19 protein-coding genes are annotated in these 20,822 nt (G+C 36.7%); 10 read left to right on the forward strand and 9 right to left on the reverse strand.

Translation table 11 applies throughout. The features are described from left to right. Window positions 1–124: 124 nt before the first annotated feature. The 4 genes from hemW to PUH65_RS00310 all read right to left on the reverse strand — a co-directional run bounded on the left by hemW (window position 125) and on the right by PUH65_RS00310 (window position 4,509). Complete coding sequence (gene hemW / locus PUH65_RS00295) at window positions 125–1,249, reverse strand: radical SAM family heme chaperone HemW (RefSeq protein ID WP_305517861.1); 1,125 nt, start codon at window positions 1,247–1,249, stop codon at window positions 125–127. A 73-nt stretch (window positions 1,250–1,322) separates the two neighbouring features. Beyond that, on the reverse strand, window positions 1,323–2,267 hold the full coding sequence (locus PUH65_RS00300; protein WP_305517862.1) for a PorP/SprF family type IX secretion system membrane protein: 945 nt from the start codon (window positions 2,265–2,267) through the stop codon (window positions 1,323–1,325). 48 nt (window positions 2,268–2,315) lie between these two features. Next, window positions 2,316–3,377, reverse strand: coding sequence for an RluA family pseudouridine synthase (locus PUH65_RS00305; RefSeq protein WP_305517863.1), 1,062 nt, complete (start codon window positions 3,375–3,377; stop codon window positions 2,316–2,318). A gap of 64 nt (window positions 3,378–3,441) precedes the next feature. Then, complete coding sequence (locus tag PUH65_RS00310; RefSeq protein WP_305517864.1) at window positions 3,442–4,509, reverse strand: PASTA domain-containing protein; 1,068 nt, start codon at window positions 4,507–4,509, stop codon at window positions 3,442–3,444. Window positions 4,510–4,761: 252 nt separating this feature from the next. Between PUH65_RS00310 and PUH65_RS00315 the strand changes: the two genes are divergently transcribed. The 6 genes from PUH65_RS00315 to lnt all read left to right on the forward strand — a co-directional run bounded on the left by PUH65_RS00315 (window position 4,762) and on the right by lnt (window position 10,514). Then, window positions 4,762–5,619: a YicC/YloC family endoribonuclease gene (locus PUH65_RS00315; protein WP_305517865.1), complete on the forward strand. Its 858-nt coding sequence runs from the start codon at window positions 4,762–4,764 to the stop codon at window positions 5,617–5,619. 100 nt (window positions 5,620–5,719) lie between these two features. After that, complete coding sequence (gene gmk, locus PUH65_RS00320) at window positions 5,720–6,283, forward strand: guanylate kinase (RefSeq protein ID WP_305517866.1); 564 nt, start codon at window positions 5,720–5,722, stop codon at window positions 6,281–6,283. Continuing rightward, window positions 6,280–7,011 carry an NAD(P)-binding domain-containing protein gene (locus PUH65_RS00325; RefSeq protein WP_305517867.1) on the forward strand — a complete coding sequence of 244 codons (732 nt, stop codon included), beginning with the start codon at window positions 6,280–6,282 and terminating at the stop codon, window positions 7,009–7,011. Before gmk ends, PUH65_RS00325 begins: the two co-directional genes overlap by 4 nt. A 3-nt stretch (window positions 7,012–7,014) precedes the next feature. Then, complete coding sequence (gene nadA / locus PUH65_RS00330) at window positions 7,015–8,034, forward strand: quinolinate synthase NadA (protein WP_305517868.1); 1,020 nt, start codon at window positions 7,015–7,017, stop codon at window positions 8,032–8,034. Between the two features lie 240 nt (window positions 8,035–8,274). After that, window positions 8,275–8,634 (forward strand): dihydroneopterin aldolase, encoded by a 360-nt coding sequence (folB, locus tag PUH65_RS00335; protein ID WP_305517869.1) that lies wholly within the window; start codon window positions 8,275–8,277, stop codon window positions 8,632–8,634. A 218-nt stretch (window positions 8,635–8,852) separates the two neighbouring features. Continuing rightward, window positions 8,853–10,514: an apolipoprotein N-acyltransferase gene (gene lnt, locus PUH65_RS00340; protein WP_305517870.1), complete on the forward strand. Its 1,662-nt coding sequence runs from the start codon at window positions 8,853–8,855 to the stop codon at window positions 10,512–10,514. 265 nt (window positions 10,515–10,779) lie between these two features. Here lnt and PUH65_RS00345 read toward each other — a convergent pair whose 3' ends face one another. Further along, window positions 10,780–12,909, reverse strand: coding sequence for a helix-turn-helix domain-containing protein (locus PUH65_RS00345; RefSeq protein WP_305517871.1), 2,130 nt, complete (start codon window positions 12,907–12,909; stop codon window positions 10,780–10,782). Window positions 12,910–13,161: 252 nt separating this feature from the next. Here PUH65_RS00345 and PUH65_RS00350 point away from each other — a divergent pair, with 252 nt between their 5' ends. After that, window positions 13,162–13,623, forward strand: a complete 462-nt coding sequence (locus PUH65_RS00350) for a hypothetical protein (RefSeq protein ID WP_305517872.1) — start codon at window positions 13,162–13,164, stop codon at window positions 13,621–13,623. 29 nt (window positions 13,624–13,652) lie between these two features. On the opposite strand, the gene PUH65_RS00355 is transcribed toward PUH65_RS00350, so the two are convergent. After that, window positions 13,653–14,180, reverse strand: a complete 528-nt coding sequence (locus PUH65_RS00355) for a gamma carbonic anhydrase family protein (protein WP_305517873.1) — start codon at window positions 14,178–14,180, stop codon at window positions 13,653–13,655. Window positions 14,181–14,360: 180 nt separating this feature from the next. On the opposite strand from PUH65_RS00355, the gene PUH65_RS00360 reads away from it, so the two are divergent. The 3 genes from PUH65_RS00360 (at window position 14,361) to PUH65_RS00370 (ending at window position 16,778) form a co-directional block, all read left to right on the forward strand. After that, window positions 14,361–15,239, forward strand: a complete 879-nt coding sequence (locus tag PUH65_RS00360; protein WP_305517874.1) for a NifU family protein — start codon at window positions 14,361–14,363, stop codon at window positions 15,237–15,239. Between the two features lie 205 nt (window positions 15,240–15,444). Continuing rightward, on the forward strand, window positions 15,445–16,473 hold the full coding sequence (hemH, locus tag PUH65_RS00365; protein WP_305517875.1) for a ferrochelatase: 1,029 nt from the start codon (window positions 15,445–15,447) through the stop codon (window positions 16,471–16,473). Window positions 16,474–16,541: 68 nt separating this feature from the next. Next, window positions 16,542–16,778, forward strand: coding sequence for an addiction module protein (locus tag PUH65_RS00370; RefSeq protein WP_305517876.1), 237 nt, complete (start codon window positions 16,542–16,544; stop codon window positions 16,776–16,778). Window positions 16,779–17,050: 272 nt separating this feature from the next. On the opposite strand, the gene PUH65_RS00375 is transcribed toward PUH65_RS00370, so the two are convergent. From PUH65_RS00375 to PUH65_RS00385, 3 genes are all read right to left on the reverse strand, one after another. After that, entirely contained in the window at window positions 17,051–18,262 is a 1,212-nt protein-coding gene (locus tag PUH65_RS00375; RefSeq protein WP_305517877.1) for a type IX secretion system plug protein domain-containing protein, read from the reverse strand. Between the two features lie 175 nt (window positions 18,263–18,437). Continuing rightward, the gene (gene ribB / locus PUH65_RS00380) at window positions 18,438–19,559 is read right to left on the reverse strand and encodes a 3,4-dihydroxy-2-butanone-4-phosphate synthase (protein WP_305517878.1); all 1,122 of its coding nucleotides are present in this window, start codon (window positions 19,557–19,559) and stop codon (window positions 18,438–18,440) included. 246 nt (window positions 19,560–19,805) lie between these two features. Beyond that, window positions 19,806–20,810 carry an LLM class flavin-dependent oxidoreductase gene (locus PUH65_RS00385; protein ID WP_305517879.1) on the reverse strand — a complete coding sequence of 335 codons (1,005 nt, stop codon included), beginning with the start codon at window positions 20,808–20,810 and terminating at the stop codon, window positions 19,806–19,808. Window positions 20,811–20,822 lie beyond the last annotated feature (12 nt).

Consider the following 20,822-nt stretch of genomic DNA (forward strand, 5'->3'; position numbering starts at 1 on the left):
AGCCAAGTAAAATGAGTGGTCAATAAAAGTGAATGACGAATTTTGAACCGTTTTTATTTAATGAAGAAAGTGAATATTGAACTTTAAACTATTGCTAAATAGCAACCTCGCAACTCGCAACTCATTAAACCACAAACAGATCCGACGCGATTCCATCTGCTAAAAACCAGTGTTTTTCAGGAATCGTTAAATGGTTATTTTCGACTTTTAATAAACCGTCTTCCAGTTTGGTTTTGATTTCTTTTTGAAAATACTCCAAAAGTTCCGTACTGAATTTCTCCTTTAATGATGATAAATCTACGCCCCAAATGGTTCGTAAACCAATCATGAGCATTTCATTAAATTGATCTTTCTCTGATAGAATTTCAGTTTCTTTTGGCAAGACATTTTTATTTAATGAATTGATGTACAATTGGTTATTAGCCATATTCCAACTTCTTTCATTTCTTCCGTTATAAGAATGTGCAGAGGGTCCAATGCCTAAATATTCTTGATATTTCCAGTAAGCCGAATTGTGTTTGGAATGAAAACCAGGTTTTCCAAAATTGGAAATTTCGTAATGATCAAAGCCATTCTCTTTCAAGAAATCACTCATGTAGAAAAACTCCTCATGCTGTTCTGCTTCTTTTGGTGCAGCGATTTTCCCTTGCGAAATCCAGGCGTTTAACATGGTTTTCGGTTCGATAGTCAATGCATAAGAAGAAACATGCGGAACTTGAAGTTCAATGGTTTTATCTAAATTCTGTTTCCAGATTTCAAAATTTGCACTGGGTGAACCGTAAATTAAATCGATGCTGATATTTTCAAAACCAAAATCTTGCGCCCGCTTAATCGAACTTTCTGCTTCACCCGAATTATGAGCGCGGTTCATTAATTTTAAATCTTCATCAAAAAAACTTTGGGTTCCGATTGACAAGCGGTTAAAAGGAGTTTTGGATAATTCCTTCAGAAAGTTTTTATCCAAATCATCTGGATTAGCTTCCAGCGTAATTTCGATATCCGGATCAAAGGAAAAATATTTTAAAACCTCATCAACAATAGATTTTAGTTCATCTACTTTAAGAATAGAAGGCGTTCCACCACCGAAATAAAGAGATTTTAAAGACTTCGTTTCCAGTTCGTCTTTTCGCAAACCAATTTCTTTTTTAAGGGCAGAAACCATCTCCTCTTTATAATTTAAAGAAGTAGAAAAATGGAAATTACAGTAACTGCATTTTTGTTTGCAGAAAGGGATGTGGAGGTAAATCATACAAGTTGCTAGATGATGGATGTTCGATGATGGATGATGAATATTAGTACCACAATCAAAATTTCCGATTTTATTAGTAACGGTATCCTCTTGTATTGATAAAGTTTTCTAATTTATAACCGATGCTCAACATAAAACTGTTTCCTGCGTATTGTTGAATATCTGAAAGTCCGAAATTATAAGTCGCTCCGAAAAAGAAATTATTAACCGAAGCTTTTACGACAGGGGAAATTCCTAAATTTTGATTTCCGAATTTATTGCTCGCAGTTCGTAAACTCGCGCCGGCAGAAAAAGAACTCTCGTCTCCAGTCACCGTTGCCATTAAATTAAAATCCATCATTTTGGATGAGTTGGTATTAAAATTTACAAGCACTGAAGGCGTTACATAAAACTCATCGGTAAGAAACCAGTTATAACCCGTGTTGAGAAGAAACTTAGTGGGCTCTGGCTCAATGCCATTTACAATAGGAATATCATTGGTTAAGGCAATATCATTCACAGAAACTCCAGCGAAAAAATCACGGTAGGTTACCGCCATTCCCAAATTTGCATAAACTAAAAACAGCGAATTGGAATTCAATACAGGATCGCCTGGATCTTGTGGATTAAGCATTCCCAAATCAATATTCATGTTATAGAAATTCACATTGGTTCCAAAAGAGAACTGGCTTTTTCTTTCACCATCATCATCAATCGGAATAAAATACGATGCACCTGCTGAAATTCCATTTGAAGAAATCGGTCCGTTTTGATCTCTAAAAAAAGACAATCCTGCTCCTACTCTATCGAAAACATTGGCATGCATACCAATGGACTGCACATTGGGTGACTGGTCGAAATTAGAAAATTGCTTTTGGTAGTTTAAATTCAACACAACATCATCGGTATTTCCGTAAAGTGCAGGGTTAAATAGGAAATCGCCATTGAGCAAATACTGTTGATAAAAAGGCAATGTTTCCTGGCTTTTATAACTTCCTAAAAAGACCACCACGAAAAATAACGTATATATTTTTCTCATAATAAGAATTGCGTGAATTTTGAACAAATATAAAAAGTTTTTATGGAACTAAGATTCTAAATATTTCCTCCATTTATTTAGAGCTTCTTCCATATCTTTTGGCATCGGACTTTCGAAATACATTTCCTGTTTTGTAGTCGGATGAATAAAACCTAAAGTGTGTGCATGAAGTGCGTGACGTGGCAAAACTTCAAAAACATTTTTGATAAACTGCTTGTATTTCGGCATATTTACTCCTTTTAAAATCTGATTTCCTTCGTAGCGTTCATCATTAAAAAGAGTATGTCCGATATGTTTGAAATGCGCACGGATTTGATGCGTTCTGCCGGTTTCTAATTTGCATTCGACCCAAGTGATGTAGCGGAATCTTTCGAGAACTTTATAATGCGTGACCGCATGTTTGCCCAAACTACCATCTTCGAAAACTGCCATCTGCATTCTGTTTTTCAAATGCCTGCCGATATTCCCGCGGATGGTTCCCTCATCCTCTTCTATATTTCCCCAAACGAAACCCCAGTATAATCTTTTGGTGGTGCGGTCAAAGAACTGCTTGGCTAAAAAACTTAAGGCATATTCGTTTTTGGCAATGACTAAAAGTCCAGAAGTATCTTTATCGATTCTATGAACCAAACCAACACGGTCTAAATCTGATTTAAGTCCATTTTTTTCGAAATGAAAAGCCAGCGCATTAATTAATGTTCCGCTATAATTCCCATGACCGGGATGTACGACCATTCCCGCTTCTTTATCCACAACGACCACATCGTCATCTTCATAAACGATGTTAATAGGAATATCTTGTGGAATGATGATATTTTCACGCGGCGGACTGGTAAGCAACACCGAGATTTCATCGCCTGGTTTTACGCGGTAATTTTGTTTTACCGGCGAACCGTTAACAATTACATTCCCTGCACGACAGGTTTGGGAGATTTTGTTCCGTGTAGAATTCTGGCGAAAATTAACCAGAAACTTATCAATTCGAAGTGGTTCTTGACCTCGATCTACTTTGATAGAGAAATGTTCAAAAAGTCCTTCTGATTCGTTTTCATTAGATTCCTGATTCAGTAATTCTTCGTCGTGGGAGAAATTTTCGTTGTCTTCTGTCATTTTATTTTTGAAAGATAAAGCTCCAACATTTCCGTTGAAGCTTTTTGGATGATCTTGACTAATCTTATTCAACAATTACCTTCTTCACTTTGGGTTTCTCTTCGGTTTTTGTTGGTGTGGTTTTCGCTGGAGTCGTCGGCTTTCCTTCAGCAGGTTTCGGTTTCTGCTCAGTTCCTTTTGAAGTTTCCACCTTTTTAACTTCCTGTTTCGGAGTTTCTGATTTTGGTACCGTTGATTTCGGCGCTTCTACCACTTCAGATTCAGAACCTCGAGGTACCGGTTCTCTGTAGACTGGCGTTTCATTGTCATAATTCTCCGGAACACTGTAATCCATTTTGATTCTATAAATAGAATTCAATTGTGAAATTTTTCCGCCCATTTCGGCCGGTGTTTTTTTACTTGCCCAAATATCAATCTGCATTCCCTGATCCCGAACATCAAATGCTGCCGGATCCTGATAATACACGATATCTGATTCATCTGCACCCCCATCCTCATGCTCTACCAAACCTATTTCAAATAGATTTTGTTTAATAACCGCTTTTGCCTCCTGAACCGTTAAACCTACAAGATTGGGGACAGAAATATTTCTTTTCGGGCCTGCGCCAATCACAATATCGATGGTTGAGAACCTTGGTAACAAAGCACCCGGCTTTAACGTTGCGCCATTATAAAGCAACCGGAGTACCGCATCACGCTGGATACTCGGTTCCAAAATAGTGTCCCCAATTTTTAATCCAACCTGTTCTAACTGTCTAAATGCTAAACCTTTGTACCGATCCAAAACATCAGGAACCGAAACGGGTGCGTAACTTCTTGGATTGACCTTTAAAATAATTGTTCGGCCATCTTTCACGCGGGATCCCGGTGAAGGATAAATTTGTAAAACCTGGAACGGTTTAAATTTTGGCTCGTATTTACCACTATCAACTTCATAATCCAGGCCAGTATCTTCTAATACTTTAATGGCTTCGTGCACCGATTTATTCATCACATTGGGTACTGCGATTTCTTTCCCGTGGTTCGTATGCAATTCCAGCCAACGAAAAGTCAACCAAACTGCACCTGCGAAAACAGCAGACGCTAAAAGTATATTTACCCAGACTTTCCAATGGAAGAGCGATTTAAGCATATTTCTAAATCTTTTATTAAATGCAAATATATAAAATAATCTTTTCTGTATTTGTCGAAAATTTTAAACAGTATTAAACTTCAAATAGTATCACCTTAGTGCATAAGTAATTGGTTAAAATGATCTTATTTTATTTTTTACTTTTGAACTTTTGCGTAAAAAAAAGATTCAGATGATTAATCAGTATTTTATAGTTTCTTTTTTAAGCCTGAAAGTTTTTAAATAATTATCTTTGTGAGATAAAGCAAATACATGATTTTATCCATGACCGGCTTCGGAAGAAGCGAAGGAGTTTTCGAAGGCAAAAAAATAACCCTCGATATTAAATCTCTCAACAGCAAATCATTTGATTTAAATATCAAAATTCCATTAAGATATAAAGAAAAAGAATTTGAAATTCGCAAACTATTGAACGACAGAGCACTACGTGGAAAAGTAGATTGCTACGTCAATATTGAATCCCTTAATAATATTAATGATGTTGCTATTAATCATGATTTGGTTCAGGCGTATATTACTGAATTAAAGAAGGTTGCTGCAGACGGTCCCGATTTCGAATATTTGAAAATGGCAATAAGAATGCCGGACGTCGTTTCGACAAAAAGTGAGGAACTCAGTGAAGACGAATGGATTTTCCTGATTGAATTGCTGGAAGAAACTCTAACAAAATTTGAAAATTTTCGGCGTACAGAAGGAGAAATTCTTCAACAGGAACTCAGTCGTAATATTAAAAAAATTGAATCTTATTTAAGTCAGGTCGAACCTTACGAACAAGTAAGAATGGATGCCGTGAAAGAACGTTACCGAAATTCTCTCAATGAATTTGACCAGATTGATGAAACGCGTTTCTATCAGGAAATGGCTTACTACACTGAGAAATTAGATATCGCCGAAGAAAAAGTTCGATTGACTCAACATTTAAAATATTATCTGGAAGTAATGATTGAAGAAAGTTTCAATGGTAAGAAACTCGGCTTCATTTCCCAGGAAATCGGTCGTGAAATCAATACTTTGGGTTCCAAAGCCAATCACGCAGAAATTCAAAAACTGGTCGTCATGATGAAAGATGATCTGGAGAAAATAAAAGAACAGACGGTAAACGTTTTGTAGATAAAAGACTTTGAGATAATAGACGGATAGATAATAGACATCAACATGTTAGTCTATTATCTATTAGTCTATTATCTATCCGTCTTAAAAACTTAAATCAATGAATAAAGTTATTATATTCTCAGCGCCGTCCGGAAGTGGAAAAACTACGCTCGTTAAGCATTGTTTGGAGCATTTTTCTGAACTGGAATTTTCGATTTCCTGTACGACCAGGAGTGCAAGAGGTGAAGAGAAAAACGGTATTGATTACCATTTTATTTCTCCTGAAGAGTTCAGAGAAAGAATTGCAGCAAAAGCATTCGTAGAGTTTGAAGAGGTTTATACTGACAAGTATTACGGAACTTTAAAATCGGAAGTCGAAAGAATCTGGGCCAGCGGAAAAGTCGTTATTTTTGATGTTGATGTTCAGGGTGGAATTGCTTTAAAAAAATATTTTGGCGACAAAGCCTTATCTATTTTCATCATGCCTCCATCAGTTGCTGCGTTGGAATTAAGATTAATCGCCAGAGGAACTGATGATTTAGAAACCATTCACACACGGGTTGCAAAAGCAACAGAAGAAATTTCCTATAAAAATGAGTTTGATGAAATCGTGGTGAATGATCAGTTGGAAGTTGCTAAAAAGGACATCGAAAATTTAATTACTCAATTTCTGAAATCATGAGAATTGCCATTATCGGTTGCGGTTGGGTTGGGGAACGATTAGCCAAATATTTGACTGGTAGAAATCACCATGTCATTGCCACTACCACTTCACCCGAAAAAACAATCAATTTGGAAAAAGTCGCAACAGAAGTTCAGTTACTTGACTTTAATTCTGTGACCCATTTTGAATTTTTAGATAATGTGGATGTTGCCATTTTCAGTATGCCGATTTCGAGAAATACCTGGCATCAAGGTTTTGAAAAATTCGACCAACAATTTCCAAAAACCATTCTTTTCAGTTCGACCGGAGTTTATCCGCAAGAAAATAAAATCTTTACAGAAAAAGACACCGATAATTTAAGAGCCGATATTCTCGCGTCAGAAAATTTAGTCAGACAAAAATATCCGCAAACCAATATTCTGCGCTTTGGTGGTTTAATGGGTGACGAACGTTCTTTGCAAAACATGTTCAGAAACAGACAGCCGGAAAATCCTGACAAGCCAACCAATTATATTCATTACGAAGATATTCTTCCGATTGTTGAATTGGTTCTTAATTCGGAAATACAATCTGAGACTTATAATATCGTCGCGCCGGAACATCCTTCCATAGCGGAAGTGCTGAATTTAGAAAGTCAAAAAAGCGACGACCCTAAAACCGAAACTAAACAAAGAATCATTTCTTCAGACCATTTGATTCAAGATTTTAATTATACATTTATACATCCCAATCCTAAATATTTTTAATCAATGAGCACAGAAAATTTAGATAAAGCAAAATCGAACCTTCCGGTTAGAGGTTTTTTAAAAATAGATGACCTCATCATTCCACAAGGTGAAGATTTGGTAAAGGCCATTTTGGATTTAAAGAAAGAAAAAAACGCCGTTATTTTGGCGCATTATTACCAACCGCCTGCGATTCAGGATATCGCGGATTACTTGGGAGATTCCTTGCAATTGGCAAGAGCGGCAAAAGATACCAATGCTGATATGATCGCTTTTTGTGGCGTTCATTTTATGGCTGAAGCAGCGAAGATTTTGAACCCAACGAAGAAAGTTGTTCTTCCCGATACCCAAGCCGGATGTTCATTGGCAGACGGTTGTAGTGGTGAAGGTTTGCGTGCAATGCGTGCAAAATATCCGAACGCATTAATTGCGACTTACATCAACTGTAACGCCGAAACAAAAGCCGAATCAGACATTATCGTAACGAGTTCGAATGCTGAAACCATCATTCGTTCTTTGCCGGAAGACCGACCAATTATTTTCGCACCGGATAAGAATTTAGGAAAATACCTAATGAAGAAAACCGGACGTGACATGATTCTCTGGGACGGAAGTTGCATCGTTCACGAAGCCTTTTCTATGGAAAGAATCGCCCAGCAAATGGCAGACAATCCTCACGCAAAATTGATCGCCCATCCTGAAAGTGAAACCCCAGTTTTGGACTTGGCTCATTTCGTTGGCTCCACTTCTGCACTTTTAAATTTTGTAGAAAAAGACGATGCTCAGGAATTCATCGTGGCAACCGAAGAAGGAATTCTACACGAAATGCAAAAACGTGCACCACATAAAAAACTAATGCCTGCCTTGGTTTTCGACGAATCCTGTAATTGCTCCGAATGCTTTTACATGAAAAGAAACACGCTGGAAAAACTCTATCTGTGCATGAAATACGAATTGCCGGAAATCACCATGGACGAAGAATTACGTTTAAAAGCCTTGAAACCGATTGAAGCAATGCTGGAATTATCGACAACGATTAAATAATTTGGCGACGTGATGATTTCCTGATCTATTATTTTGGGCAATCTTTTTTCGCCAACGCTAAACCCTTTCAGCCTTCTGAAGGCTGAAAGGGTTTTCCACCGGAAAAAAGCCAGGCTGTCCGTTGCAATTCCTCGCGCCAACGCTAATGCCAACGCTTGCTGTGGGATTTCCACTTCCATCCCTATTGCAGAAGACATTTTGATAATTGGTGATGTGTTAATTTGAAAATGAATTAAAATAATGACTTCAAAAATAATTATAGAAGACCTCAAAATTTACGCTCATCACGGTGCTCTTCCGGAAGAAACCCTTATCGGAACATACTATCTTTTGAACGTAGAAGTTCACGCTGATTTGTGGAAAGCAGTCGGGACTGATGATTTAAACGATACCATTAACTACGCAGAAATCAACGAAATCATTCATCATGAAATGAAAACTCCGTCGAAGTTGATGGAACACGTGGCTGGCAGAATTTTGAAAAATATCAAATTAAAATTCACACAAGTTTCCTTTATTAAAATTAGAATTACCAAAACCAGTCCACCAATGACCGGCGAAATGCACGGTGTAAGTGTGGAAATTGAAAATCAATTTTAATTTTTTGTCATTCTGAATGGAACAAAGCGCAGTGAAGAATCTCATTTTTTTAAACAAGCTTCTTCCTTCGTCAAAATTCGAAAATTGGTGAAGCCATCTATAAAAGCAAATAATAATTAGGCTGAAAGAAATTCGTGCATTCGTGGCAAAAACCTTTCGAGTCAATTATAGGATCAGAAAACCTTAACTTTGACAATTAAATACGTTTTAAACAAACTATGAAATATATTATTCTTTCCTTACTCTCAGCGGTATTGCTGAGTATCTCCTGGCCCACTTACGGAATTCCCTTTTTTATATTTTTCGCGCTCGTTCCTTTATTAATCATCGAACACGACATTTCTAAATTTTCAAAAATCAAAAGAAAAGGTTGGACGATTTTCGGCCTGACTTATCTCTGTTTTGTGATTTGGAATATCGTAACCACCGGCTGGTTATATGGAGCAAAAAACCCAGATGGAACGCACTCTCTGTTTGCCGTGGTTGTTCCGGTTTTATTTAATGCCTTTTTTTACTCCCTTATTTTTCAGTGTTACCATTGGTACAAAAATGCGCAGGGAACTTATTTTGGACTCGTTTTCTTTGTGGCCATTTGGATGGTTTGGGAAAAACTTCATTTGAGTTGGGAACTGACGTGGCCCTGGTTAAATCTAGGAAATGTATTCGCCGATTATCCGCAATTGATTCAGTGGTATGACACGTTCGGAGCGACTGGTGGAAGTTTCTGGATTCTCTTGGTGAATGTTTTTGCCTTCTACACTTTACGAATTTGGGAAGCGGGCAGAAAACAGAAGTCACTCATTATCAACTCTTCAATCCTTGTTGCGGGAATCGCTTTACCCCTATTAATCTCCGTGGCAAAATATAAAAACTTTGATTTAAAACCAATCGGATCGGTCAACGTTTTAATGCTCCAACCGGAATTGAATCCGTACACTGAAAAATATTCAAAAGACAGTTTAACGATTTTAAATGATTTATTGACTTTAGCTGAAGACCACTCCAAAGGTCAAATCGATTATTATATCGGTCCGGAAACTTCACTTCCCGGTTTTGGATCGATTTCGGAAACTGGATTTGAGGATAGTGAACTTTTAAATAAAACAAAAGCGTTTTTAACAAAACATCCGAAATCTGTTTTTACCACCGGAATTTCCTCCCACCGATTTTACCCCAATGAAAGTGAGAAATCCAAAACGGCTTATCAAACTTCCCAAGGGACGTACGTGGACAGTTATAATTCTGCGGTTCAAATTATTCCGAATCAAAAAGTAGAAGTCTACCACAAAGGTAAACTCGTTCCCGGCGTTGAAATTTTTCCTTACATCAATGTGCTGAAACCACTTTTGGGAGATGCAATGTTAAACCTAGGCGGCACCACTGCTTCCCTTGGAATTGATGAAGAAAGAAAAGTATTCAACAATCCTTTTAACAAAGGAAAAATGGCGCCGATTATTTGCTACGAAAGTATTTACGGCGAATTCGTGACGGACTATGTAAAAAAAGGCGCGAACTTTTTAGGAATTATGACAAACGACTCCTGGTGGGGCGTTACGCAAGGTCACAAACAACTTTTGGCTTATGCCAGAATGCGCGCCATCGAAACCCGTCGTGAAATTGCGAGATCAGCCAACAGCGGAATTTCTGCGCATATTGATGTGAAAGGTGACATTTCAGCAGACACCCTTTACGGCGATAAAACTGCTCTCTTCGCTAAAGTTGATTTGTATGATCATCAAACTTTTTACACCCGAACGGGTGATTTATTTTCAAGATTATGCATTTTCGTTTTGGGCTTCCTGGTCTTTTATACTTTAATTAAAAAGTATCAGAATAGAAAACCGCAAGAACCAATGAAGAAGATTGTGATTAAAAGATAAAGAAGCATATATTTTAATTAAATAGCAAATATACTTTGTAACTTTTGTGGTTTATTTTTTCCACATAAGTCACATTAGTTTTTAGTTCAGTGCCCAAATCACATTAGTTTTAGCACACTCCATTTTACTAAAAAAGTCTTAATGAACTTAACTTCTTAATTAAATCTTAATGGTGAAATTTAATTTTGCGAACTTTCAGCAGCATGATTTTCACTTTAATTGCAATTAAACTTTTGTGACTTTTGTGGTTTAATGTATTAAGAATTTACTTTCCTGTTTTGGAATTTTTATGAGTAAAGTGATTCAGCAACAAACGGATTTCATTGAATTCAAAATCGTTCGGTAGGGCTTTCTTCCAGTCATTTAAGGTTTCGTACGAATTTTTCTTAAATTCTTTTTCAAAGGTTTTTATTTTTTCTTTGTCAAAAATTCTGGTCAAATCCAATAATCCCTGTTCCGCGAATTTCGCTAAATGTCCAAAAATCGTTTCCGTTACCAAACCTCTTTCTTTGGCAATTTCAGGAATGGTTTTTCCATCTTCGAATAACTGAAAGGTTAAAATATGAGAAGGGATTTTGGCTACTTTCGTCGAAATCGTAATATTATTTTCCTGATTAAAAAGTGGTGCTTCCAACAGATGAACTTTCTTTAAATCATTCAGATAATCTTCTAAATCATCTAGAAAAACACGAAAATCTTCGTTGTATTCTTTCAGACCTTTTGTCCCTTTATTCTCAGAATAGAAATCGAGCAACGGCTGAAATATTTCTAAATTCACTTTGGTAAAAAAGAAATTTACCGCGCCTTTTGCTTTTGTTTCAATCTCCGGCCATTTTTCATCACCATTGATAAATTTATGGGTTTTCTGAACCATGATTCTCTCAAACTTTTGATAAACGTCGCCAAAATTTGAAATCTTCGGTTTAATGCTTTGGTATAAAAAGGTTGCTTTGCTTTTATCAAGTGCTTTGCTGGTTTTGGTGGATTGATACCACTTTTCCAGGGATTGTCTGAACCACATACAATCCAGACTGCTGATTACTTTTTTAATGCTGTAATCATATTTTTCAGCCTGTAGAATTTCCTCGACTTTTTCGTTGGCATTCGTTTCATCCTGAAATTTTGAAACTCTGCGGTCAGCAAAAATTACATTCGGTGTAATCTTAGATTTTAAAACAATTCCTTCTAAAGTTCGACAACGGGAAAGCGCTACATAAACCTGTCCGGAGGCAAATGATTTTCCAGCATCAATAATCAAACGGTCAAAAGTTAAACCTTGCGATTTATGAATCGTCACTGCCCAAGCCAGCCGAATCGGATATTGCTGAAAACTTCCCAAGACATCTTCGGTGATGTTTTTTTCAGCATCTAAGCCATATCTTTTCTGTTCCCAGGTTTCTTTTTTTATAGTGAAAACTTCATCGTCGCCATCGATGAGCACGGTAATTTCCTTATCGTTTAAACTCATCACTTCGGCCAACTTTCCATTGAAATACCTTTTGTCGGCACTGGCATCATTTCGAATAAACATTACTTGTGCTCCAACTTTCAACTGAAGTTCTTCTTCGTTGGGATATTGATTTTCGCTAAAGTTGCCAACGATATCTGCATTATAGGAATAAAGTTTTCCTTTTAATTCCTTCAATTTTTTCTGATTGATTTCGTCGGCCATTCTGTTGTGAGAAGTCAGATAAACATAAGGTTCATCGGTCGGTTCGAAATCGGGATTATACCTTTCGTTCAAGGTTTCGAAATCGATATCGCCTACTGCTCCATCTCGGATATCATTCAGAATCTCCAAAAACGTTTCATCAGTCTGACGATAAACAGTTGTTAATTCAATCGTAATTAAAGGCATTTCCTTTAAAGCATAACTCTCAAAGAAAAAAGGTGATTTATAATATTGTCCTAAGAAATGTTCATCTCTCACCACCGGCGGAAGTTGGTACAAATCTCCAATAAATAACATTTGAACACCACCGAATTTCTGCTGATTCCGACGAACAAAACGCAGCGAAAAATCCATCATATCCAAAACATCAGCACGCAACATGGAAACCTCATCGATGATAATGATTTCTATTTCGCGCAAAAGTTTGAGTTTGTCTTTTCGGTATTTAAAGTGCTGCATCAAATCAGCAATATTGTTTCCTAAATTACTGTCGATTCGATCGGTAGTCGGAATAAAAGTTCTCAAAGGAAGTCCGAACATGGAGTGAATCGTAACGCCACCAGCGTTGATTGCAGCAATTCCAGTGGGAGCCACCACGATATGTTTCTTCTTGGTTTTCTTTACAAATTCATTAAGAAAAGTCGTTTTTCCCGTTCCTGCTTTTCCCGTTAAAAAAATACTGCGGTTCGTATGTTCGGCTAAATTAAAGAGAGATTCGTCCATTGGTCAAATTTAAGAAATTGAATACAATTACCATAGCCGAAATTAGGACATGTGTATTAAAGTTTTTTTGCCACAAATGCACGAATTCTTTTTAATAGATTCTAAGTGAATTTTAATAATTTTAGATAAAACGGTGTGAACTTTCAATTAGAAGAATAAAAAAGAAACTTATGCGCTTCCTTCGTACAAAATACTCTTGAGTCAAAATTCCAAAAAAGACTGTATTTTTGTAAAGTAAAAGAAAAATAGAAAATGAAAAACTTATTGATTATTGCAATTTCAATTTTAACGCTGGCTTCGTGTTCCTCGAAAAAAGGAATGATAGAGGAAGAGACTTTACCGAAGGATATTGCGCTGAAACCAGAAAATGAGTTTTCGCAGGAAGAAGAGCAAGTTCAAATGAAAAACCTCATCAACAAAATTGATTCATTAATCAGCACTGAAACCTGCTCCGATGCAACAGACTGGAAATTTGCTGCAATCGGCTCAAAAGCATGTGGTGGACCAAGTTCTTATATTGCGTATCCTTTAAAATTAGAAGAAGAAATTTTACCAAAAATAACCCAGTTCACTTCGATGCAAAGTGCTTTTAACACGAAACATAAAATCATGTCAGATTGTGCGATGGTGATGCCTCCTGCCGAAATCAGATGCCAGGATGGAAAAGCGGTGTTAATTGGAGATCATTCAGATAAAAAGGAAGAAGGTGAATAAATCCAACTTCTTTCTCTATTTCGTATTATTTACAAACTCGTACTTTCTTTATACCAGCCGGAGTATTTCACATAATTATCAGCGATTCTGTTCACTTCGCCTTCTAATAATTCAGTAGACATATCTTTAATTTTTCTTGCTGGAGATCCAGCCCAAACTTCGCCTGATTTAATATGCGTTCCCTGAGTCACAACCGACCCAGCACCTACAATCGAGTTGCTTTCTACCAAACAGTCATCCATGACAATTGCGCCCATTCCAACTAAAACATTGTCATGAATGGTGCAACCATGAACGATTGCGTTGTGTCCAATGGAAACATTATTTCCGATTACGAGCGGGAATTTTTCGTACGTACAGTGCAACATCACATTATCCTGAACATTCACTTTATCGCCCATTTTTATATAATTCACATCACCACGGATGACGGCGTTATACCAAACACTGCATTCTTTGCCCATGTTAACATCACCGATAATGGTTGCTGTTTCTGCTAAAAAAGTATCGTTTCCCATTTGTGGGGTTTTTCCTAAAAGTTCTTTTATAAGTGCCATATTAAATTGATAATGTGTTAATTTAAAAATATGATAATTTATACCAATAAAATTAATACCATTTATTTTTAATAAACCTTATCTATGTTAACTGATATTACTCATTGACAGGGTCTAAAACATCAATAATGAAATCTAAATTGTTATCCGTATTTTTGTATCCAAATTTAGTGAAATAAAATGAGACCACTTATTATAGAGCCCACAGAAAACCCGAAAGTAATGAAGTTTGTAGTCGACTACAACTTAATTCCCGGTTCTCTGGAACTCGACAGAAATTCGGATATTAAAGAAATTCCTTTAGCCCAAGAACTTTTCAAATATCCTTTTGTAGAAAGAGTTTTTATTACGGCAAACTTTATCGCTGTAGCAAAACAGGATGGCATTGACTGGGAAAACCTTGTTGAACCGTTAAAAACCGTTATCGTAGATGAATTAGAAGCGAACCCAAGAATTTATCTTCAGAAGAAAAACGATGAATATCTAATTTATGCGGAGATGACTCCGAATCCAATGGTAATGAAATTCGTTTCTAATAAAGCCTTAATGGATGGTTTCATCGAAGTTAAATCTCGAGAAGAAGCAAGCGAAGTTCCTTTAGCCAAAGCCATTTTTGATGAATATGATTTTGCGAAAGAAGTTTTCATTTCAGATAATTTTGTAGCAATTACGAAAAACGTATCGGTTGAATGGCATGAAGTAATGGTTACGGTGCGAGCATTTGTATCTGATTATCTTCAAAACGGTGGTGCTATTTCTAATGTAACTCCACAAAAACATGAAAGTCCGGCAGCGGGAATCATGAACAGAGATTATACGGAAGACGAACAGAAAATTTCTGATATTTTAAACGAATATGTCGCTCCAGCAGTAGAAGGTGACGGTGGAAAAATTTCTTTGATGGAATACGATGCTGAAACAAAAACTGCAAAAATGTTAATGCAAGGTGCTTGTTCCGGTTGTCCAAGTTCTACAGCAACTTTAAAAGGTGGAATCGAAAATATTCTGAAACAGTTTTTACCTGAATTGGTAGAGAAAGTTGAAGCGGTAAACGGTTGATAGTTGATAGTTGATAGTTGATAGTTGATAGTTGATAGTTGAAGATGGAAAAAAATCTTTAATTGTTGCTGTCATTTTAAAAATATAACAGGGTTGCGCCCCGACTTGAACGGAGCTCTTTTTTATTGTTGTCTGAGCGGAGCCGAAGACAATAATAAAAAAAGCGGGAGTGGAAGGCGGAATTAGGCGCCCAAATAAAAAATACATGTCGAAAAAAGGAATTTTATTAGTTAATCTTGGGTCGCCACGATCGACAAAAGTTGAGGATGTCAGGGAGTATCTGGATGAGTTTTTAATGGATGAAAAGGTGATTGATTATCGCTGGTTTTTCCGAACATTGTTGGTGCGTGGGATTATTTTGAATACGCGACCGAAAAAATCTGCAGAAGCCTACAAAACGGTTTGGACTGATGAAGGTTCGCCGTTGATTTTCATCACCGAAAGGATTAAAAAGAAACTCGAAAAAATCGTAGATGTTCCCGTAGAAATCGGAATGCGTTACGCTGAACCGAGCATCGAAACTGGAATCCGAAAACTGACTGATCAAGGTGTTACGGAAATCGTTCTCTTCCCACTCTATCCGCAATACGCGATGAGCACGACGGAAACGGTGATTGACAAAGCCGAAGAGGTGCGCAAGAAACATTTCCCTGATATTAAAATTAATTACGTTCAGCCTTTTTATAACCGTGAAATTTATATCGACTGTTTGGCAGAAAGTATCCGCGAGAAATTGCCGGAAACATTTGATGCTTTACAATTCTCTTATCACGGTGTTCCGGAAAGACATATTTTCAAAACCGATCCTACCAAAACCTGTAATCTAAACGACTGTTGTTCCCGAGATAGTAATCCGAGTCATCAGTTTTGCTACAGACACCAGTGTTTTAAGGTGACGGAAGAGGTAATAAAGAAATTAAATTTACCGAAAGAAAAAGTAATGGTAACCTTCCAGTCCCGTTTGGGAAATGATAAATGGATGGAACCTTATACAGATGAAACTTTGGAAGGTTTGGGCAAAAAAGGAATTAAAAATCTGGCAATTGTTTGTCCGGCTTTTGTGTCTGACTGTTTGGAAACTTTGGAAGAAATTTCAGTTGAAGGTAAAGAACAGTTTATGCATGGTGGCGGGGAAACCTACAATTACATTCCATGTTTAAATGATGAAGACCGCTGGATTGAGGTAGTGAAAACTTTGTGCGAGGAAAAATTGCACGAGTTTTATTTGGTATAAAAACATATTGACCTTCAAGAAATCTTGAAGGTCTTTTTTTATGAATAGTTTTTCATAACTTTGATTCTATGAATGTTACTGTTGAACAACTTACCGAAAAACTGAAAACACTTCCTGAAAATTTCTTAGAAAGAGTTTGGGGTTATATCGATGGGTTATCAGAAGAAGAAATTGATCTAGAAATTCCCGAGTGGCAGAAAAATGAGGTAAGAGAAAGAATCGAAGAATACAAAAGAAATCCCGGCTCTCTTACAGATATGAATGATGTTTTTTCTGAAATCGACAGAGAATTAGATGAAAATTAAATTCTCCTTTGAAGCAAAGAAGAATTTATTAATTCTGCAAAATTCTACGAAGGTAGAGTTTTAAGTTTGGGCAAAAGATTTAAATCAGAAATCAACTAGATTTAATTCAAAAAAATCCAAAATCAGCAGAATTAAAATATAAAGATATCAGAGTTTTAGTAATTAAAACTTTCCATTTACCATTCATTACAAAATTGGAAAAGAATATATTGTTATTGTCGCAATATTTCATTCATCAAGAAACCATGAAAAACTGGGATAAGTCTAAAAATTTATCTCACCGGCGTTCTAAATTCCCCATAACCCAACAATCCATCGTAGTTTCTGCCAAAAGGCTGGTAATATAAAAATGCTTGATACAAGTTTTCGGTCTGCCAGAAATTACCGTTAATTTCACCAAGATTTAAACTTCCATCCGGATTTTTAGTAGCCAAAATATAATTGTAGAATCCCTGTTTCAAATAAATTTTGGCAATGTATTTTTTTAAAGTTTCATCGTAAGTCATTTGATTTTCTTTGCTTGCTTTAAAGTCATTGAAACCACCCACAACATAAATTTCTTTATTTGTTTTTTCTGAATCCAGCGCGAAATAAACCCACGAATAATCTGCTTCTCGTTCCGCATTTCTTTCAATTCCCAAATCATTTCTACGGAAATAATAAGCGCCATTCACATCCGGCTGATATTGATAATTCAGCGGAAAAGCCCAAACGGGATGAAGATAAGTATAGTTAACTCCGTCAACGGTTTCTGATTGAGCAACCATGTCAAATGGCTGATTCATATTCTTATTATCGAAATAATAGAACTCATTATTACCGGGGAAAACCAAATTCATTTGTTGAAAAAGTATTTTATTTCCTAAAGTTGAACTTGCTTTTTGATTATAAACACCCAGGTTCCAGTTGTTATTTTGGATGACATTCAAAGAAAGAGAATTGAGATTGGAATTCATGGCCGAACTATTTCCAACAGCCTGCACTTCTACCCTTTGGTTGATTTGGGGATTTCTCGCATCAGAAGTTCGGGTAATATTTAGAGCCAGATTCGCTCCGTCTTCTACGACACAAAATCTTTTGGTGAAAAGTGGTTTACTCGCTGAATCCTGATAAACTAACAATTCAAAATTCCCTGAAATTTTCGGTTGAATTTTATCATTCGGAAAAGTCAAAGTATAATTGGTATAAGCCTGTAAAGTATTGAAGGAATACTGAAACTGATCGATCATTCCATTTAAACTTCCATTTGCATATTCGGTATAAAACAAACCATCATCGTTCCAGTTACGGTCAAAATGTTTTAACGTATATCGATAAATATTACTGGAATTCGACAAATCATCGAAGCGCAAAATCAACTGTTCATTAAACCCGATAACCGGCGTTTCATCATTGGTTTGCGGATTAAACAATTGAACGCTGCGAATATCCTGTGCAAAGAAACAGGCACTGAATAAAATCAGGAAAGTTTGTAAATATTTCATTGAGACGAAGATAACAATTTTTGACGAGTTGATAATCTGTTGATGTGTTGACGTGGTGATTAAAAAGAAAACCCTTTCTGCCTTTAGAAGGCTGAAAGGGTTTAGGATTGGCAAAAAATTTGCCCAAAATATTTATTGCCTTACTTGACTCTTTTATCTTTTTACTTGGCTCTTGCTACAACTCAACCATCTCGGTTACTTCCACATCATAACCTCCTACCAAAGGTTTCTGCTGCGTATTTTGAGTAATAACCCGGAATTTATTAATTCCCAAATTCTTTAAAATCTGAGTCCCAATTCCGTAATCATGGAAGTTTGATGCTAAAGTTGGACGTTTTTCCTGACCATCCTGGAAGTCCAAAAACTGCTGCAATTTGCGCATTGTGTTTTCAGAATTCGAAACATTATTAATGAAAATAATCGCTCCTTTTCCTTCGTCATTGATCATTTTTGTCACCTTTTCAAGCAACGGTTTTTCTCCCGTCGTCAGTCTGCTCAAAACATCAAAATAAGAATTTGAGGCTTGTACTCTCACTAAAATCGGTTCGTTTTCTAACCAATGTCCTTTCGTTAAAGCAAAGTGAATTTGATCCGTACTCGTTTCTTTGAAAGCGTAAAAGTCGAATTCACCGTAATGGGTTTTCACTTTTCTTTCTTCCAAACGTTCGATCAAATCTCCTTTTCTTAATTGATATTGAATTAAATCTTCGATAGAAACCAATTTCAAATCGTGCTTTTTTGCCAGTTCATACAACTCCGGAAGTCTGGCCATAGAACCGTCATCATTCATAATTTCGCAAATTACGCCACCTTCCTGCAGGCCGGCTAATTTGGTTAAGTCAATCGCTGCTTCGGTATGTCCGGCTCTTTTCAAAACACCACCTTTTTTCGCTCTCAACGGAAAAATATGTCCCGGACGCATGAAATCAGTAGGTTTTGTATTTTTATCCATCAAGGCCAAAATCGTTTTACTTCTGTCGCTCGCCGAAATTCCTGTAGAAACTCCTTCGCCCAACAAATCCACAGAAACTGTAAAAGCCGTTTCTTTCGGATCGCTGCTGCGCGTCACCATAATATCGAGGCCGAGTTCGTCACAACGTTTTTCTGGTAGTGGCGTACAAATTAAACCACGCCCGTGGATGGTCATAAAATTAATAATCTCCGGCGTAGTTAATTCCGCTGCAGAAAGAAAATCTCCCTCATTTTCACGGTTTTCATCATCTACAACGATGATTATTTTTCCGTTTTTTAGATCCTCAATCGCTTCAGGAATTGTATTAAGTTTAATATCTGACATTTTACTTTTAGATTTTTGCAAAGATACTGAGTTTAAACGCAACCGACAATTCTAATTTAGATGTCTGTTTCCGTTTGAATTTATCCTGAAATTTTAGAAAGGTTGCCACTTTTTTGGTTTTCTGCCTTTGCTTTTTCTTTTTCTAAGAAACCTAAAAAAGATTTCGGTTCAAACTGGGACATGGGTTCATGTATTTTAAGAAAACTCAATAATATTAGTTTAAAGTATTCCTTAAACCAGGATTTATCAATTCTGATTCAAATCATCAACTGCATTTCGAATGATTTCATAAGATTTTAATCGCGCTTCATGTTCATAAATATGCGAAGTAATCATAAATTCATTAACTCTGAAACGTTTCTGAAACTGCTCCATTTCCTTTTTTATGGTTTCTTTGCCTCCAATAAAACTGTATTTCAACATATTTTGAACATGCATTTTTTCCATTGGATTCCAGATTTCATCCATATCATCAACTGGCGGAGCATACGGTTTTCTATCATTTCTAATAAGATTTACAAATGCTTGATATAATGTTGTTGAAAGTTTAGTTGCTTCTGTATCAGTTTCAGCCGCAATTCCATTAACACAAGCAATCGTATAAGGATCGGGAAATTCTTTACTCGGTCGATAATTCTGATGGTAAATCTCAAAAGAAGACTCCATCATTTGTGGAGCGAAATGTCCCGCGAAAGCATAAGGCAAACCTAACTCTGCCGCAAGCCAGGCACTGTCTGTACTTGATCCTAAAACATAAATTGGAACATCGCAACCTTCTCCTGGAATGGCTCTGACCAGACTTTGGGAATTTTCTACAGAAAAATACCGTTGCAATTCCTGGATTTGCTGGGGAAAATGCTGGTTGATATTATTTGGATTTCGGCCGAGCGCTTTTGCGGTCAGCCCGTCAGTTCCCGGTGCTCTTCCCACGCCTAAATCAATTCTGTGGGGAAATAAACTTTCTAAAGTTCCGAACTGTTCGGCAATAACCAGTGAACTGTGGTTTGGCAACATAATTCCGCCGGATCCAACTCTGATTTTTTGGGTTCCATTGGCGATATAGCCAATGAGTACTGAAGTTGCAGAACTTGCAATGCTTGCCATGTTATGATGTTCGGCAAGCCAAAATCTTTTGTAGCCTAATTTTTCAGCAAATCTTGCTAAATCTAAACTGTCGTTAAAGGTATCGTGAATGGTTTTATCTTTTTTTACTGGCGCTAAATCCAGTACCGAAATTTCAAAATTTTTCATTGCGAAAAGTTA

The organism is Kaistella sp. SH40-3 (assembly GCF_030686865.1).
Classification (GTDB): domain Bacteria; phylum Bacteroidota; class Bacteroidia; order Flavobacteriales; family Weeksellaceae; genus Kaistella.

What these genes read in the sequence shown, in the direction of transcription:
- hemW (WP_305517861.1), bottom strand. Translation starts at nt 1,249, where the DNA reads ATGATTTACCTCCACATCCCTTTCTGCAAACAAAAATGCAGTTACTGT.
- PUH65_RS00300 (WP_305517862.1), bottom strand. Translation starts at nt 2,267, where the DNA reads ATGAGAAAAATATATACGTTATTTTTCGTGGTGGTCTTTTTAGGAAGT.
- PUH65_RS00305 (WP_305517863.1), bottom strand. Translation starts at nt 3,377, where the DNA reads ATGACAGAAGACAACGAAAATTTCTCCCACGACGAAGAATTACTGAAT.
- PUH65_RS00310 (WP_305517864.1), bottom strand. Translation starts at nt 4,509, where the DNA reads ATGCTTAAATCGCTCTTCCATTGGAAAGTCTGGGTAAATATACTTTTA.
- PUH65_RS00315 (WP_305517865.1), top strand. Translation starts at nt 4,762, where the DNA reads ATGATTTTATCCATGACCGGCTTCGGAAGAAGCGAAGGAGTTTTCGAA.
- gmk (WP_305517866.1), top strand. Translation starts at nt 5,720, where the DNA reads ATGAATAAAGTTATTATATTCTCAGCGCCGTCCGGAAGTGGAAAAACT.
- PUH65_RS00325 (WP_305517867.1), top strand. Translation starts at nt 6,280, where the DNA reads ATGAGAATTGCCATTATCGGTTGCGGTTGGGTTGGGGAACGATTAGCC.
- nadA (WP_305517868.1), top strand. Translation starts at nt 7,015, where the DNA reads ATGAGCACAGAAAATTTAGATAAAGCAAAATCGAACCTTCCGGTTAGA.
- folB (WP_305517869.1), top strand. Translation starts at nt 8,275, where the DNA reads ATGACTTCAAAAATAATTATAGAAGACCTCAAAATTTACGCTCATCAC.
- lnt (WP_305517870.1), top strand. Translation starts at nt 8,853, where the DNA reads ATGAAATATATTATTCTTTCCTTACTCTCAGCGGTATTGCTGAGTATC.
- PUH65_RS00345 (WP_305517871.1), bottom strand. Translation starts at nt 12,909, where the DNA reads ATGGACGAATCTCTCTTTAATTTAGCCGAACATACGAACCGCAGTATT.
- PUH65_RS00350 (WP_305517872.1), top strand. Translation starts at nt 13,162, where the DNA reads ATGAAAAACTTATTGATTATTGCAATTTCAATTTTAACGCTGGCTTCG.
- PUH65_RS00355 (WP_305517873.1), bottom strand. Translation starts at nt 14,180, where the DNA reads ATGGCACTTATAAAAGAACTTTTAGGAAAAACCCCACAAATGGGAAAC.
- PUH65_RS00360 (WP_305517874.1), top strand. Translation starts at nt 14,361, where the DNA reads ATGAGACCACTTATTATAGAGCCCACAGAAAACCCGAAAGTAATGAAG.
- hemH (WP_305517875.1), top strand. Translation starts at nt 15,445, where the DNA reads ATGTCGAAAAAAGGAATTTTATTAGTTAATCTTGGGTCGCCACGATCG.
- PUH65_RS00370 (WP_305517876.1), top strand. Translation starts at nt 16,542, where the DNA reads ATGAATGTTACTGTTGAACAACTTACCGAAAAACTGAAAACACTTCCT.
- PUH65_RS00375 (WP_305517877.1), bottom strand. Translation starts at nt 18,262, where the DNA reads ATGAAATATTTACAAACTTTCCTGATTTTATTCAGTGCCTGTTTCTTT.
- ribB (WP_305517878.1), bottom strand. Translation starts at nt 19,559, where the DNA reads ATGTCAGATATTAAACTTAATACAATTCCTGAAGCGATTGAGGATCTA.
- PUH65_RS00385 (WP_305517879.1), bottom strand. Translation starts at nt 20,810, where the DNA reads ATGAAAAATTTTGAAATTTCGGTACTGGATTTAGCGCCAGTAAAAAAA.